Annotated in this window: 16 protein-coding genes; 15 read left to right on the top strand and 1 reads right to left on the bottom strand. The window is 54.7% G+C overall.

Annotated elements, in window-relative coordinates; translation table 11 throughout:
* Nucleotides 1-6 precede the first annotated feature (6 nt).
* From SIL79_RS08505 to SIL79_RS08490, 4 genes are all read left to right on the top strand, one after another.
* Nucleotides 7-390, top strand: coding sequence for a RidA family protein (locus SIL79_RS08505; protein WP_025888534.1), 384 nt, complete (start codon nucleotides 7-9; stop codon nucleotides 388-390).
* A gap of 57 nt (nucleotides 391-447) precedes the next feature.
* The gene (trmH, locus tag SIL79_RS08500) at nucleotides 448-1,140 is read left to right on the top strand and encodes a tRNA (guanosine(18)-2'-O)-methyltransferase TrmH (protein WP_039034662.1); all 693 of its coding nucleotides are present in this window, start codon (nucleotides 448-450) and stop codon (nucleotides 1,138-1,140) included.
* A gap of 159 nt (nucleotides 1,141-1,299) precedes the next feature.
* On the top strand, nucleotides 1,300-2,955 hold the full coding sequence (locus tag SIL79_RS08495; protein ID WP_319619140.1) for an AMP-binding protein: 1,656 nt from the start codon (nucleotides 1,300-1,302) through the stop codon (nucleotides 2,953-2,955).
* 168 nt (nucleotides 2,956-3,123) lie between these two features.
* Nucleotides 3,124-4,053 (top strand): calcium/sodium antiporter, encoded by a 930-nt coding sequence (locus SIL79_RS08490; RefSeq protein ID WP_039034664.1) that lies wholly within the window; start codon nucleotides 3,124-3,126, stop codon nucleotides 4,051-4,053.
* Between the two features lie 149 nt (nucleotides 4,054-4,202).
* Here the strand turns inward: SIL79_RS08490 and SIL79_RS08485 are convergent, their stop codons facing one another.
* On the bottom strand, nucleotides 4,203-4,724 hold the full coding sequence (locus SIL79_RS08485; protein WP_039034665.1) for a DUF3332 domain-containing protein: 522 nt from the start codon (nucleotides 4,722-4,724) through the stop codon (nucleotides 4,203-4,205).
* 561 nt (nucleotides 4,725-5,285) lie between these two features.
* On the opposite strand from SIL79_RS08485, the gene SIL79_RS08480 reads away from it, so the two are divergent.
* The 11 genes from SIL79_RS08480 (at nucleotide 5,286) to SIL79_RS08430 (ending at nucleotide 13,351) form a co-directional block, all read left to right on the top strand.
* A complete protein-coding gene (locus SIL79_RS08480) occupies nucleotides 5,286-5,753 on the top strand; it encodes a hypothetical protein (RefSeq protein ID WP_319619139.1) in 468 nt (155 codons plus the stop codon).
* Between the two features lie 45 nt (nucleotides 5,754-5,798).
* On the top strand, nucleotides 5,799-6,167 hold the full coding sequence (locus SIL79_RS08475; RefSeq protein ID WP_319619138.1) for a nuclear transport factor 2 family protein: 369 nt from the start codon (nucleotides 5,799-5,801) through the stop codon (nucleotides 6,165-6,167).
* Nucleotides 6,168-6,212: 45 nt separating this feature from the next.
* Entirely contained in the window at nucleotides 6,213-6,818 is a 606-nt protein-coding gene (locus SIL79_RS08470) for a hypothetical protein (protein ID WP_319619137.1), read from the top strand.
* Between the two features lie 176 nt (nucleotides 6,819-6,994).
* Nucleotides 6,995-7,234 carry a YrhK family protein gene (locus SIL79_RS08465; protein ID WP_039034668.1) on the top strand — a complete coding sequence of 80 codons (240 nt, stop codon included), beginning with the start codon at nucleotides 6,995-6,997 and terminating at the stop codon, nucleotides 7,232-7,234.
* 172 nt (nucleotides 7,235-7,406) lie between these two features.
* Nucleotides 7,407-9,482, top strand: coding sequence for an ATP-dependent DNA helicase RecG (recG, locus tag SIL79_RS08460; RefSeq protein ID WP_039034669.1), 2,076 nt, complete (start codon nucleotides 7,407-7,409; stop codon nucleotides 9,480-9,482).
* 188 nt (nucleotides 9,483-9,670) lie between these two features.
* A complete protein-coding gene (locus SIL79_RS08455) occupies nucleotides 9,671-10,537 on the top strand; it encodes a DUF3014 domain-containing protein (RefSeq protein ID WP_039034670.1) in 867 nt (288 codons plus the stop codon).
* Between the two features lie 244 nt (nucleotides 10,538-10,781).
* Nucleotides 10,782-11,510, top strand: a complete 729-nt coding sequence (locus SIL79_RS08450) for a beta-ketoacyl synthase chain length factor (protein ID WP_319619136.1) — start codon at nucleotides 10,782-10,784, stop codon at nucleotides 11,508-11,510.
* Nucleotides 11,507-12,304, top strand: a complete 798-nt coding sequence (locus SIL79_RS08445; protein ID WP_319619135.1) for a lysophospholipid acyltransferase family protein — start codon at nucleotides 11,507-11,509, stop codon at nucleotides 12,302-12,304. The genes SIL79_RS08450 and SIL79_RS08445 overlap by 4 nt, the downstream gene beginning before the upstream one ends.
* The gene (locus SIL79_RS08440; protein ID WP_025010130.1) at nucleotides 12,291-12,545 is read left to right on the top strand and encodes a phosphopantetheine-binding protein; all 255 of its coding nucleotides are present in this window, start codon (nucleotides 12,291-12,293) and stop codon (nucleotides 12,543-12,545) included. Before SIL79_RS08445 ends, SIL79_RS08440 begins: the two co-directional genes overlap by 14 nt.
* Before the next feature lie 9 nt (nucleotides 12,546-12,554).
* Complete coding sequence (locus SIL79_RS08435) at nucleotides 12,555-12,803, top strand: acyl carrier protein (RefSeq protein WP_039034673.1); 249 nt, start codon at nucleotides 12,555-12,557, stop codon at nucleotides 12,801-12,803.
* Entirely contained in the window at nucleotides 12,803-13,351 is a 549-nt protein-coding gene (locus SIL79_RS08430; protein ID WP_221049985.1) for a COG4648 family protein, read from the top strand. The genes SIL79_RS08435 and SIL79_RS08430 overlap by 1 nt, the downstream gene beginning before the upstream one ends.
* Nucleotides 13,352-13,359 lie beyond the last annotated feature (8 nt).

Here is a 13,359-nt window from a genome sequence, read left to right as displayed (position 1 = left end):
AGCGTTATGGCAGAGAAGATCATCATAGCAACAGACAAGGCTCCCGCCGCTATCGGCACCTACTCCCAGGCAGTCAAAGTGGGCAGCACTGTCTACCTGTCCGGGCAGATCCCGCTGGACCCAGCCACCATGGCACTGGCCGGTGACGACTTTGAAACCCAGGTTGTACGGGTATTCGACAACCTCAAGGCCGTCTGTGAAGCTGCCGGCGGTTCCATGGCCGATATCGTCAAGCTGAATATCTATATGCTGGATCTGGGCAACTTTGCCACGGTCAACGAAATCATGAGCCGTTACTTCAACCAGCCTTACCCGGCCCGAGCCGCCATCGGCGTGAAAGAGCTGCCAAAGGGTTCTCTGGTCGAGATGGACGGTGTGATGGAACTCTGAGTTCCCTCCCCAATACAGGGCGCTACGGCGCCCTTTTTCATATAGGATCCCCCGCCAATGAGCCCCGAACGCTTCGCTCGCATCAACCAAATGCTGGACATGCGCCAGCCGGATCTGAGCCTGATCCTGGACAGAGTCCACAAGAGCAACAATATTTCCGCCGCGCTGCGCAGTGCCGATGCTGTGGGTATCCACGAAATTCATGCGGTCTGGCCCGATGCCGATATGCGCCTGTCCGGCAATACCGCCTCCGGCAGCCAGCAGTGGGTAAAAACCATTAAACACTATGACTTTGCCTCGGCAGTCAAGGCTTGCAAGGCGCGCGGAATGCAGCTGGTCGCCACCCATTTCGGCCCTCAGGCCCGCGACTTTCGGGAGCTGGATTACCGCCGCCCCACCGCCTTTATTGTCGGTAATGAACGTGATGGCATCAGCGCCGAAGCCCTGGCCGCCGCCGACGAGCAGGTAGTGATCCCCATGGTCGGCATGGTGCAATCCCTCAATGTCTCGGTGGCGTCGGCGCTGCTGCTGTATGAGGCGCAGCGTCAGCGGCAAGAGGCCGGCCTCTATGGCAGTCGCAAGCTGGACAATGACTATTGCCAGACCATGTTGTTTGAGCAAGGCCATCCCATTTATGCCAAAGCCTGTCGGCGCAAAGGCATTCCCTACCCGACCATAGACGCGCAGGGCCAGATAGTCGCCGCTGCCGACTGGTGGCAACGGATGCGTGAACCCATCCAGGAACTGTGAAGCATTTCAAACAACCGATTAAATATTGCACCAGATCACAATTGTCGCCATACTGGTTTGGCCACTGCATAGCGAAACTAACAGATAATCAGATCGTTGCAGCCGCCGTGGGGGAAGCTGCAGCTACGCAGATAACAAGAACAGTAAAGGGGACACCCCATGGAAGCATCATTCAAGAGCCCGGTGGAAATGCTCGACCACTGGGTAGAGACTCAAGGCGATGAGATCTATCTCAGGCAGCCAATCAACGGCCAATATCAGGATCTGACCTGGCGTCAGGTACAGGCCAAGGTGCAACAACTCTGCGGCGGCCTGCGTCACTTGGGGCTGCAACCCGGCGACAAGATAGCCGTGCTGTCAAAAAACTGCGCCGAGTGGTTCATTACCGATCTAGCGCTGATGCACGGCGGCTATATCAGTGTGCCCATCTACCCCACGGCCAATGCCGATACCATACGCTACGTGCTGGAACACAGTGGCTGTAAGGCCATCATACTGGGTAAACTGGATCACTGGGCCGATCAGGAAGCCGGTGTCGGCGGTGATATTCTGCGCCTGGCGATGCCTTATGACACCATGCCGGCTCAATATCACTGGCAGCAACTGTTGAATCTCGGTACACCTCTGGTGGATGCCCCTTATCCCGAGGCCGAGCAGGTAATGACGCTGATCTACACCTCAGGTTCCACCGGCAAGCCCAAGGGCGCCATCCAAACCTTCGGCAGTTACGGCTGGACCTGTAATGCCGTGGTGCGCGATCTCAAGACAGATGGTAAAGACAGACTGCTGTCCTACCTGCCGCTGGCTCATATCACAGAGCGGGTGGCGATAGAGGGTTCCTCCTTCTATTCCGGCTCTTGCGTTGCCTTTGTCGAAAGCCTCGACAGTTTTGTTGCCGATGTGCAGCGAATGCGGCCAACCGTATTCTTCTCGGTACCTCGGCTGTGGACCCTGTTCCAAAAGAACATTATCGATAAGGTCGGCTACGCCAGGCTCAATCTGCTACTGAAGATCCCCCTCATCAGCCATCTGGTCAAACGCAAGATCCATAAGGGCCTGGGGCTGGATAAGTGTCGTTTGCTCGGTTCAGGTTCGGCGCCCATACCTCCGTCACTGGTGGAGTGGTATCACAACATAGGGTTGGATATCTGCGAAGCCTGGGGCATGACGGAAAACTGCGCCTACTCAATTATCAACTTCCCCTTCGATGCCAGTAAGATAGGCACTGTCGGCAAGCCGGTGATCGGCTGCGAAGTCAAGCAGGCGGCCAATGGCGAACTGCTGGTGAAGAGCCCGGGATTGATGCGTGAATACTACAAGGCGCCGGAAGCCACAGCCGCCGCCTTCGATGAAGAGGGCTTTTTCCTCACCGGCGACCTCTGCGCCATAGATGCCGACGGTTGCGTCAGCATCACAGGCCGGGTCAAGGATAACTTCAAGACCGCCAAGGGCAAGTATGTGGCGCCAGTGCCGATTGAACGTAAGATGGCGCAGGATCCCCATGTGGAGCTTATCTGCGTCATCGGCCTGGGACTACCCCACCCAGTGGCTTTGGTGCAACTCTCTGAAGGGGCGGCGTTGCAAGCCAGAGAAGAGGTACGCGCCTCGCTCAAGGCCACTGTGGATGCGGTTAACCCCAACCTGGAGTCCCATGAAACCGTGGAAGCTGTTTTGGTGGTTAAGGAGCCCTGGACCATAGAAAACGATGTGCTGACCCCAACGCTGAAAATCAAGCGCCATGTGTTGGAGAGCAGATACGCCAGTCGGATGGAAGGCGTCCGCGGCGCCAAGGTCGTCTGGGAAGACGAAATCTAAAGCCCTTATCCTGATTTATCTGATTATCCCGGCTCCGGCCGGGATTTTTATGACATATTCTGTCAAAAAGGGGTTGCCTTCGGGGGGAAAAACCTTATGCTGGCAGCCCAAATACATTCATCGGTGCCGGTATGTATGGCACCTTACTGACAGGAAAAGCGGTTTTCAATGTTGATTGCACTCTCTATTCTCGGCGGCTTCTTAATTTTGACTCTGGGAGCCGAAGCCTTGGTTCGCGGCGCCAGCGTCATCGCCCTGCGTCTGGGAATCGCCCCTCTGGTGATCGGCCTGACGATCGTCGCCTTCGGTACCAGTGCTCCCGAACTGGCAGTGAGCGTTAAGTCAGCACTGGCCGGTAGCCCGGGCATTGCTCTGGGTAACGTGGTGGGCTCCAATATCGCCAATATCGGTCTGATCCTGGCCCTGACCGCACTGATCCGCCCGATAGGCGTTCAGACACAGATGGTCAGACGCGACATTCCACTGATGATAGGCGCCTCTATTCTGATGTGGCTGCTGGTACTCGACGGTGAACTGAGCCTGATTGACGGCGCCGTGCTGACCAGCTTACTGGTAGGCTATCTGCTGCTCAGCTATTTCAGCAGCAAGGGCGAAGATACCGATGAACCTATTGAAGGCCCCAAGAACCCTCTACTGTCGCTGCTGTTTATCATCGCCGGTATCGGCATGTTGGTGGGCGGCGGCATACTGTTTGTCGATGGCGCAGTCGAGTTGGCCCGTACCTTCGGTATCAGCGAAGTAGTGATCGGCCTGACCATTATTGCCATAGGCACCAGCATGCCGGAATTAGTGACCTCGATTTTGGCCGCACTCAAGGGCCAGAGCGATATCGCCATAGGTAATGTGGTTGGCTCCAACCTGTTTAACCTGCTGGGGATCCTCGGGGTCACGGCCCTGGTGCACCCCATCAGCTCTGCCGGCTTCAGCAGCCTGGACTTCAGCGTGATGCTAACCCTGGCACTGTTGGTGTTGCCCTTTGCCTGGAGCGGATTTCGTATCGGTCGCCGCGAAGGCGCCATATTATTGCTGGGTTACTGCGGCTATATGGGCTATCTGGTCACCCACGCCAGCGCCTGAATCTGAGTACGCCACTGACAATTGAATGCTTCTGAAGAGCTTTATTGCCAAGCCGCAGTAGCATAAAAAATCCCGGGTTTTGACACCAAAAATGAATAATCAAAACCCGGGATATCATCAAGTTAAGGGCCAAAACAGCCCAAAAGCGCTCAGGAGCGAGCCGCTACATAACTCTCCATTTCAGCTATGCTGACACTGGCAATGAATTGCTGATCCAGGTAGAAGTCCACCATCTCCCCCTGCTTGCGCCCCAGCATTACCTGCTCGGTGCCATCTTCATAGCTCAGCGTCATCGCCAAAGTATTGTCATCTATGGCTGACATGCTGGCACGGCTCAGTTTTACCGGGGCAGTGGTCAGATCCTTGTCCAGTTTATGATTGATCTTGAACACTGCATCGGCCGGCATATCTACCAAGGCCGGTGACTTGCCGGTAATAGGGTTCTTGCCGGTCCAAAACTCAATACTGTTGAAAATAAACAGATCGGCGGCGGCAGTAATGCCATAGACGGGCGCCAGCAACAGGTACAAACCGGCGCGGCCGTAACGGTTATCCACCGCACTCAAATTGCCTTTGGTCAACATGCCTGAAAGCCCCATCTGCCCCATACAACCCGCCAGTTGCGAGCAGATCAACACAGTGACCCCAAGACCGACTTTACTCAACTTCATCAATATCTCCCCAAATAGAGTTTACGCATATGTTATTGGCGCGCGGATTCTACTCAGGTTAATCAATTTAACTATGCAGGGGCTCACAACTTGAGGTTAGTTTTTCGGAGAGTAAGTTACTCGGTTGTTGGATGTTTTTCTCTTTGGAAAAATCAGTAAGACACTGGTGATAAAGGCGCTCAAACAAACATAACTCCCTTACCTTACGCAGAGACCTGTATCCTGAGCCCCAGAGCCTCAATCGCAGGGGTTTAAGAAACCAAGGTCGGCTTACCAAAACAGGTAAAAACCGGTTCCGCTCTACGAATATCGGAAGTAAAGCGCTGTCCAGCCCTAAAATGACTTGGCTTTTTTAGGGTCAACACGCCCGATAAATTTCACTGTTATATCCATTAATGCGGGTTCACTTAAATATACCGCAAGCGTGGCATCTCAGGGTTCAACCCAGAGGCTAAAAGCTTTACCATGACTCGGCGTTCAGCTCAGACTTGTTACTCAAAGGCAGTTGTTTGAACGAGCAACATCAGGGATCCGGTTAATCCAAGTTAAGGAGAACAATCAATGCATTGCAGACATTGCGGCTCAGACAATATCAAACACTTCAAAGCCATTCATGCCGAAGACACAACAGAAGTTTCAGTCAGCGCCTCGGCCAAACCCGTGTGGAACAACCAGCCCTTTTCTGTGCATGGAAAACAAAAACTCAAGGGTAGCGCCCAACTGCAAACCAAACTGGCCAAGCGCTGCTCGCCGCCATCTGACCCTCAGCCCTTGGTGCTATTTCTGGCGGCTTTCCCCGGGCTACTATTGGGCGGCTACCTGGGGTTTCAGGCTGGCAGCAACTGGAGCAGTTTTTGGCTTGGAGTGCTGTGCTTTTTTGCCTCCAGTTTTACTCTGATCCTGAGCGCCGATTGGCTATGGAAAAACTACTTGGGAGGGCGAAAGTCAATGCAGCAATACCGCGCGGCACTGAACCAATGGCAGAACTCCTGGTACTGCAGCAAGTGTGCCAAAGTCAGTATTTTTTAACCTTCTTGCCTCTTTGCCGTCACTCATCAGGGCTTGGGAATAACCATGAATCACATCTCAGAGATTCAACAACTGGAAAGCCAACTGCGTAGCGCCATGTTGAATTCGGATATCAATTTGCTGGATAGACTGTTGTCGCCTCAGCTGATATTCACCAATCACCTGGGGCAAGTGCTCGGCAAAGCAGAGGATCTGCATGCCCACTGCTCAGGCCTGCTCAATATCACTCGGATAGACACTCTAACCGAAGAGATACGACTGCATCAGGGGACTGCGATAGTGTCGGCGGAGGTGAATATTCAAGGCAGCTATGCCAAAGCACCGACCAACGGCCGTTTTCGCTTTACCCGGGTTTGGCTGCACAGGGCAAGCGGCTGGCAACTGATAGCGGCTCACTCGAGCCTACTGGCTTGAGCACTGAGTTTTACGACAAACTACTGATTTCATGGCGACCATTTTATGACCAAAAACCCACAACAGGCCAGGCTCTGCCAATATCAGCAGCATATGCTGATGACAGAGCTCGAGGCTGAGCCGGGCAAGTTGAAACTCATCTGGCGCAGCAGGCAAACGCAACTGAAATACGCGCTTTGGGGACTATTATTGATGCTTGCCGGAATACTGGGAGTACTCGTCTTGGACCCCGCCAGACAGGACACTTGGTTTACGGCTGCCATCATAGCCATAGTGCTGGGGCTCAGCGGTATCATCATGGGCCTGAACCTCTACCGCCAGCTCAAACCCGTAACTTTGGATCTGCAACAAGGCTGCGTCTTCCGGGGCGGGAAAAGCAAGCCTCTCAGTCAACTCTGCCGCATAAAGGTGCAACGCAATACCTATAACGAAAGATCCAGAAGTCACATGCTTGAACACCTGACTGACGAAGAGCTCATAAGTGTCAGCGTGGTACTCTGTTTTTCTGAGCGTGAGCGACTCGGTTTTGGCCTGTTCAAACCTCAAAAGCAGGCCACAGACAAAGCCAGAGCCTACGCACAAACACTCGCCGAACTGATAGGCTTTAACGGTGAAATAACCGTTAGCCAGGGTTCAGGCCTGGGCCGTTAAGTTACGCTACTCTTTTGCCAAGCCTGCCGAATCCAAGATGCAAGTTGTTAACTTAATCTTATGGTTATGTAGATATATTTATTCTCATTAAAACAAATAATTAGGGAATTAGATTTGCACTCGGAAGGTAGCAGCGTTAAGGTATCGCGGCAAATCATAACTACCAAGAAGGAACCATGATCGACAGTAAGCAGCGATATTTTGCCGAGCAAGATATCAAAGCCCCCGCCACCCCTCTTCCCAAACACGCCTTGTTCAATACCCTAAGCGACCTAATAGTCGCGCTCTGTTTTCTACTGGGCAGCTTCTTTTTTCTCACTGACGTTCACACCCTTATCGGCGCCTGGCTGTTTGTAATAGGCAGCGTTCAGCTACTGATAAAGCCCTTGGTCACCCTGTTGAACTGGTGGCACTGACAGATTAATCCGTCACAAATATATCAGGGCTTTTGCCATACACCCGCCCACCCAGGCAGAAGCCCTGCCGCCATTGCACCACACTTTACCCGGCCGATAAAAGCAACGCATTGCCAAGGGCTATTTCTCTGATAGTATATGTATAAATTCACAGTAATCCGGTGCTAAAGGTTTGCAGAGACTGGATCTTATTGCTATCACCGAGCTTAAAGGCGTAGCCGCTAAAATGGCTGAGAAACTGCACAAGCTCGGAATCAACACGGTACAGGATCTGCTGTTCCACCTGCCGCTGCGCTATGAAGACAGAACCCGCATCTACCCCATAGCCAGCCTCACACCCGGCAGCTACGGCACCATAGAAGCCGAAATCCAATCCAGCCAGATCATCAATGGCCGCAAGCGCATGTTGATCTGCAATGTCCGTGATGACAGCGGCACCATGACCCTGAGGTTCTTCAATTTCTCTGCCGCCCAGCGCAATGCCATGCAACAAGGGCTAACCATTAGAGCCTATGGCGAAGTGCGCCGAGGTAACCACCAGGCCGAGATCATTCATCCGGATTACAAGATACTCAAGGGCGACGAACCGCCCAACCTCAACGACACCCTGACGCCCATCTATCCCACCACTGAAGGGCTCAAGCAGGCCAGTTGGATGAAATTGACCGAGCAGGCTCTAAGCCTGTTGCAGGACGATGGACTGCAAGAGTTGCTGCCCGAGGCGCTGCGCCCCAATCAGCAAAGTCTGGCCCAGGCGGTGCGCACCCTGCATAGGCCCCCGGCAGATGTCGATATCTATCGCTTGGAACAGGGGCAACACCCGGCGCAGCAACGCCTGGTACAGGAAGAACTGCTGGCGCATAACCTGTCTATGCTCAAGCTCAGAGAGCGAAGCAATCATGACAAAGCTGTGCCTTTGCCCGCCACCGGCGCTTTGCTCAATCCCTTCCTCGCCGCCTTACCCTTTAAACCTACGGGGGCGCAGCAGCGAGTGGTGGCAGATATCGGCCGTGATATTGAAAAGCCACAACCCATGATGCGCCTGGTTCAGGGCGATGTCGGCTCGGGCAAGACCCTGGTGGCCGCCATGGCGGCGCTGCAGGCGATAGAAAACGGTTATCAGGTGGCCATGATGGCGCCCACTGAGCTGTTGGCCGAGCAACATGCGATTAATTTCAGCCAATGGCTGGAGCCATTGGGGCTCAAGGTCGGTTGGCTGGCGGGTAAGCTCAAAGGCAAAGCCAGAGCCCAGTCGCTGGAGGATATCGCCTCCGGCAGTGCCCACATGGTGATAGGCACCCACGCCATCTTTCAAGAGCAGGTACAGTTTCACAAGCTGGCGTTGATCATCATAGATGAGCAACACAGATTCGGCGTGCATCAGCGCCTGGGGCTGAGAGAGAAAGGCATCAGCCAGGGTTTTCATCCCCACCAGTTGATCATGACGGCGACCCCTATTCCTCGCACCCTGGCGATGACAGCCTATGCGGATTTGGATACCTCCATCATTGACGAGTTGCCGCCGGGGCGTACCCCGGTCACCACAGTGGCCATCAGTGACAGTCGGCGTCAGGAGGTAATCGACAGGGTACGTCAGGCGGCGCTCAATGACGGTCGCCAGGCCTACTGGGTCTGCACCCTTATCGAGGAATCCGAAGTGCTCGAATGCCAGGCAGCCGAAGACACCTGTGAAGAACTGCGTGCCGCCCTGCCGGAGCTGAGCATAGGCCTGGTACATGGCCGTATGAAGAGCGCCGAAAAACAACAAGTCATGGACAGCTTCAAACGCGGCGAGCTCAAGTTGTTGGTGGCCACCACTGTCATTGAAGTGGGGGTCGATGTGCCCAACGCCAGTCTGATGATCATCGAGAACCCGGAACGGCTGGGGCTGGCGCAGTTGCACCAGTTGCGCGGCCGGGTCGGTCGCGGCGCCGTGGCCAGCCACTGCGTCCTGCTGTACAAGGCACCGCTGTCACACACGGCTACCAAACGGCTTGGGGTATTGCGTCAGAGCAACGACGGCTTTGTGATTGCCCAAAAAGATCTGGAGATCCGCGGCCCGGGTGAGGTGCTGGGCACCCGCCAGACAGGTATAGCCGATATGAAAGTGGCCGATTTGGTCAGGGATCAGGCGCTTATTCCCCACATCCAGAAACTGGCCCGTCATGTGATGAGCCAGGCACCGGAGAATGTCGATGCCATCATTCAGCGCTGGCTGGGCGACCGGCAGCAATATGTTCAGGCCTAGTGCGCTAAAAACGTCACAAAATTGCCGAGAGTTCAGCCGGGGTTCAAGTCAGCCACCACAGGATCTGCTCTACTGGCAATATTTCACAAATAAATCTTGCTGCTAAATGGCCGAAAGCTGGACAAGATGGCCAATATTTGCAGAATGGGAGAAGCGCTGCCTCACAGGTATCAATGAAAGGAAATCCAATGCAAGTCAATCAAGAAGATAGAATCGCGCCGCAGGAAAAGTCCTCTGGCAACAGTGGCATTGTTATCATCCTGCTAGTGTTGGTATTGCTGATTGCAGGAGGAGCCTACTACTATTTCAGCGGCGAACAAGAGCCGCAGCAAACAGCAGAACCCACCCAGGTTGAACTCCCTGAACCCGCGCCCAGCGAACCGCTGCCAACCCAGGTTCAGGTGCCTGAACCTGAAACCATGCCCGAGCCTGAACCTGAAGTGGTTCAGCCCGAAGTCGAGCCGGAACAACCCCTGCCTTCACTGGCCGAAAGTGATGAGTATGTTCATGAAAAGGCCGTGGCCATGGCCGATGGTATGAAGATAGAGCCACTGCTGGTTGAACAAGATCTGGTACGCCAGTTCGTGGTGTTTGTCGATAATCTGGCCCAAGGTGAACTGGCTCGTAAAACCAGTCCGATGAAAGGCCCGAGCGACACCTTCACTGTATCTGAAATTGCCAACAAGACTTATCTGGATCCGGATAGCTACCACAGATACGACCTTTACGCTGACTTCCTCACCGGGCTCAACGACGAGCAGCTGCTCAACACCTATCGTCAATTGTCGCCGCTGCTGGAGCAGGCATTCGATGAGCTGGGTTATCCCAACCTCAAATTCGATGAGCGGATGCAACAAGCCATCAAGGTGCTGTTGGCTACCCCTGTAATAGAAGATCCTATCGAGCTGTATGCCATCAGTGTGAACTACAAGTTTGTCGATCCCAAGCTGGAAGCCCTGCCCAACGCGCAGAAAATGCTGGTACGTATGGGGCCCGACAACACTCGCAAAATCAAAACGGCACTGCGGCGACTGCAAAGCCAGTTGAACAACTGAGCAGCATTTGAATCACCCGGCAGTCGCCGGGCGATTCCCTTGTTAGTGAAAAGTTGTAACTGATCTTTAGCTGTAACCTAAACCCCTTCTTAAAACCCGTACTTTCAGTGTAGAATACAGCCCTTTGTACCGGTGTTTCAGAGGGGAAAGGCAATCGGTACGGCGGTCGCATTCCGACCCGACAGATTCACTCCCTCACGACCCGTAAGGGATAGCAACAAAGATCTGTGTCAGAGGCAAAGCAGTGCAACTAGCGTTCAGTATTCTCTCCTGGGGAGCCTGGTCTCCGGAGTATCAACAGCAGCAAGATTGGCAACAGTGGCAGAGCAGCAACTGCGCCCTTGATGACAGCGATCGCCTCGCCCCCAAGTTACCTCAGGTTGCCGCCATGCAGCGGCGCCGTTTCAGCCGCCTGAGCAAGATGATGCTGGAAGCCGCTTTCCAGGCCGAAGCTCCCAGCCAATGCCGCAGCGTATTTGCCTCGCGCCATGGCGAACTCAATCGCACCATAGAACTGCTGCAGGATATTATTGCCAGGCAGCCACTCTCTCCCATGGGTTTCAGCCAATCGGTTCACAACACCGCCAGCGGTCTGTTTGGCATAGTCACGGGTAATACTGGCGCTTCCACTTCAGTGGCGGCGGGCACAGATACCCTCTCCCAAGCCATGTTGGAAGCCTGGGCCCAGTTGGCCGAGGACCCCAGCCCTCTGCTATTGGTGTTCGGCGATGATCCTGTGCCGCCCGTCTATGATGAATTTACCCAAGAGATGGAACTGCCGCTGGCCTTGTCTCTGCAACTGGCCCCGGCCGATGTTACCGGCATAGCCCGAGTTACCCTGAGCCAGCAGACCGGCGCCGGGCAGTCGCTGGGCTTCGGCGCCCTGCTGCAGGCACTGGCAAACGGCACGGCAATTCAGGGGCAGCTGGCCCAGTGGCATTGGCAGCTGGAACCTTCCCGGGAGCCACTATGACAACCCCGGCGACCGGCATCGGCTATTTTCCCCGTTGGCTTGCGGGTATCAGCTGTTATATCGCCTTCGGCCTCGGCGGCCTGCTGAGCTCCTTGACCATTTTACCTGTGCTGAGATTCTGGCCCGGCGAGCGCGATGTGCGCATTCAAAGAGTACAAAAAGCGGTGCACTACATGTTCCGTGGCTTTGTGCATATGCTGACCTGGGCCGGCGTGGTCAGGGTCAGCACGGTAAATCTGCAGCGATTACAGCAGGCCAAGGGCATGGTGGTGATTGCCAATCACCCCACCCTCATAGATGTGGTGGTGTTAATCAGCCTGATGCCCAATGCCGGCTGCATAGTAAAACAGGGACTGTGGCGTAACCCTTTTTTGCGCGGAGTCGTCTCCGCCGCCGGCTATATTCCCAATCGCGGCGCCGATCTGCTGCTACAGGACTGCCGTGAAGTGTTGGCCAGAGGCACCAATCTGATCATCTTTCCCGAGGGCACACGCACGGTAAAAGGCGCAGTGATCAATCCCTTTGCCCGCGGTTCGGCCAATATCGCCCTGCGCGCCGGGGCCGATATTCTGCCAGTGGTACTCAGGGTGGTTCATCCCGGGCTCACCAAACAGGATCCCTGGTATGAAATCCCGAGACGCACCATACAGATGCAAGTGGAAACCGGGGCAAGCATAGCGCATCTGAGGTATGATGCCGAAAGCGGTGGCGATGCCCGGATGGCACGCCAACTCACCAGAGATCTGGAAACCTATTACAAACAACAATTAGATATAAATTATGAGCTTACATAACGAAATTAAACAGCTAATCATAGATTGCCTCGATCTTGAGGATATCAGTATCGACGATATAGATACCGAAGCACCGCTATTCGGTGAGGGGTTGGGACTGGATTCCATCGATGCACTTGAGCTGGGCTTGGCGATCAAGAAGCAGTTCGACGTCAAGATCGAAGCCAACTCAGAGGCAACCAAGGCTCACTTTTACAGTGTGGCCAGCCTTGCCGCGTTTATCGAATCCCAGCGCGCGTAGGAGGTGCTCATGCAAAGCCGTGAACAGATATTGGAAATGCTGAGCAAGATCCTGGTCGATGAGTTTGAAGTGGATGCCGAGACGATAACCCCTGAGGCTTCCCTCTATGAAGAGCTGGATCTGGACAGCATTGATGCGGTGGATCTGGTGATCAAACTGCAACAGCTGACCGGCAAAAAGATCCAGCCCGATGAATTCAAGTCGGTACGGACGGTCAACGACGTGGTTAACGCCATCGAGGGACTGGTTAAAGACTGATGCGTGCCCTGGCTCAGACAGTCACGGCCCTGTTGCTGCTGGGATATCCCCTGGCGGTATATCTGGGGCTGAACTATCTGCCGGGCAATGGCCTGGCACTCTTGCTGGCGGCCTTGCTCGGTGCCAGGTTGCTGCTGGGGAAGCAAAAGCTCAAGGCGCTGGCCGCTCCGGTCGTTCTGGGGTTACTGCTGGCGCTCGGCAGCCTGCTCGCCAAGCGTCAGGACTGGCTGCTGTACTACCCTATGCTGGTCAATGCCTGCATGCTGGTGCTGTTTACCTCTTCGCTGCTTAAGGGTCCCAGCATGGTGGAACGTCTGGCCAGGTTGGCCGAGCCGGATCTGCCCGAGGAAGCCAGGCCCTACCTGGTAAGGGTCACACAACTCTGGTGTGGTCTGTTTGTCTTCAACGGCGGCATGGCGGCTTATACGGCGCTGTTTACCAGCCTGGAGACCTGGACCCTGTACAACGGCCTGATAGCCTATCTGCTGATGGGGCTGCTCGGTGGCGGAGAATGGCTCTATCGCCACTTTTGTCTGAAGCGATCATAAAGGGACAG

Origin of the sequence: Shewanella indica (assembly GCF_033842865.1) — a bacterium.
GTDB lineage: Bacteria > Pseudomonadota > Gammaproteobacteria > Enterobacterales > Shewanellaceae > Shewanella > Shewanella indica.
The sequence above is the reverse complement of the archived record's forward strand: the minus strand, read 5'-3'. Positions and strand labels throughout refer to the sequence as shown.

What these genes read in the sequence shown, in the direction of transcription:
- SIL79_RS08485 (WP_039034665.1), bottom strand. Translation starts at nt 4,724, where the DNA reads ATGAAGTTGAGTAAAGTCGGTCTTGGGGTCACTGTGTTGATCTGCTCG.
- SIL79_RS08465 (WP_039034668.1), top strand. Translation starts at nt 6,995, where the DNA reads ATGATCGACAGTAAGCAGCGATATTTTGCCGAGCAAGATATCAAAGCC.
- SIL79_RS08490 (WP_039034664.1), top strand. Translation starts at nt 3,124, where the DNA reads ATGTTGATTGCACTCTCTATTCTCGGCGGCTTCTTAATTTTGACTCTG.
- SIL79_RS08470 (WP_319619137.1), top strand. Translation starts at nt 6,213, where the DNA reads ATGACCAAAAACCCACAACAGGCCAGGCTCTGCCAATATCAGCAGCAT.
- SIL79_RS08495 (WP_319619140.1), top strand. Translation starts at nt 1,300, where the DNA reads ATGGAAGCATCATTCAAGAGCCCGGTGGAAATGCTCGACCACTGGGTA.
- SIL79_RS08440 (WP_025010130.1), top strand. Translation starts at nt 12,291, where the DNA reads ATGAGCTTACATAACGAAATTAAACAGCTAATCATAGATTGCCTCGAT.
- SIL79_RS08445 (WP_319619135.1), top strand. Translation starts at nt 11,507, where the DNA reads ATGACAACCCCGGCGACCGGCATCGGCTATTTTCCCCGTTGGCTTGCG.
- trmH (WP_039034662.1), top strand. Translation starts at nt 448, where the DNA reads ATGAGCCCCGAACGCTTCGCTCGCATCAACCAAATGCTGGACATGCGC.
- SIL79_RS08455 (WP_039034670.1), top strand. Translation starts at nt 9,671, where the DNA reads ATGCAAGTCAATCAAGAAGATAGAATCGCGCCGCAGGAAAAGTCCTCT.
- SIL79_RS08480 (WP_319619139.1), top strand. Translation starts at nt 5,286, where the DNA reads ATGCATTGCAGACATTGCGGCTCAGACAATATCAAACACTTCAAAGCC.
- SIL79_RS08430 (WP_221049985.1), top strand. Translation starts at nt 12,803, where the DNA reads ATGCGTGCCCTGGCTCAGACAGTCACGGCCCTGTTGCTGCTGGGATAT.
- SIL79_RS08505 (WP_025888534.1), top strand. Translation starts at nt 7, where the DNA reads ATGGCAGAGAAGATCATCATAGCAACAGACAAGGCTCCCGCCGCTATC.
- SIL79_RS08435 (WP_039034673.1), top strand. Translation starts at nt 12,555, where the DNA reads ATGCAAAGCCGTGAACAGATATTGGAAATGCTGAGCAAGATCCTGGTC.
- SIL79_RS08475 (WP_319619138.1), top strand. Translation starts at nt 5,799, where the DNA reads ATGAATCACATCTCAGAGATTCAACAACTGGAAAGCCAACTGCGTAGC.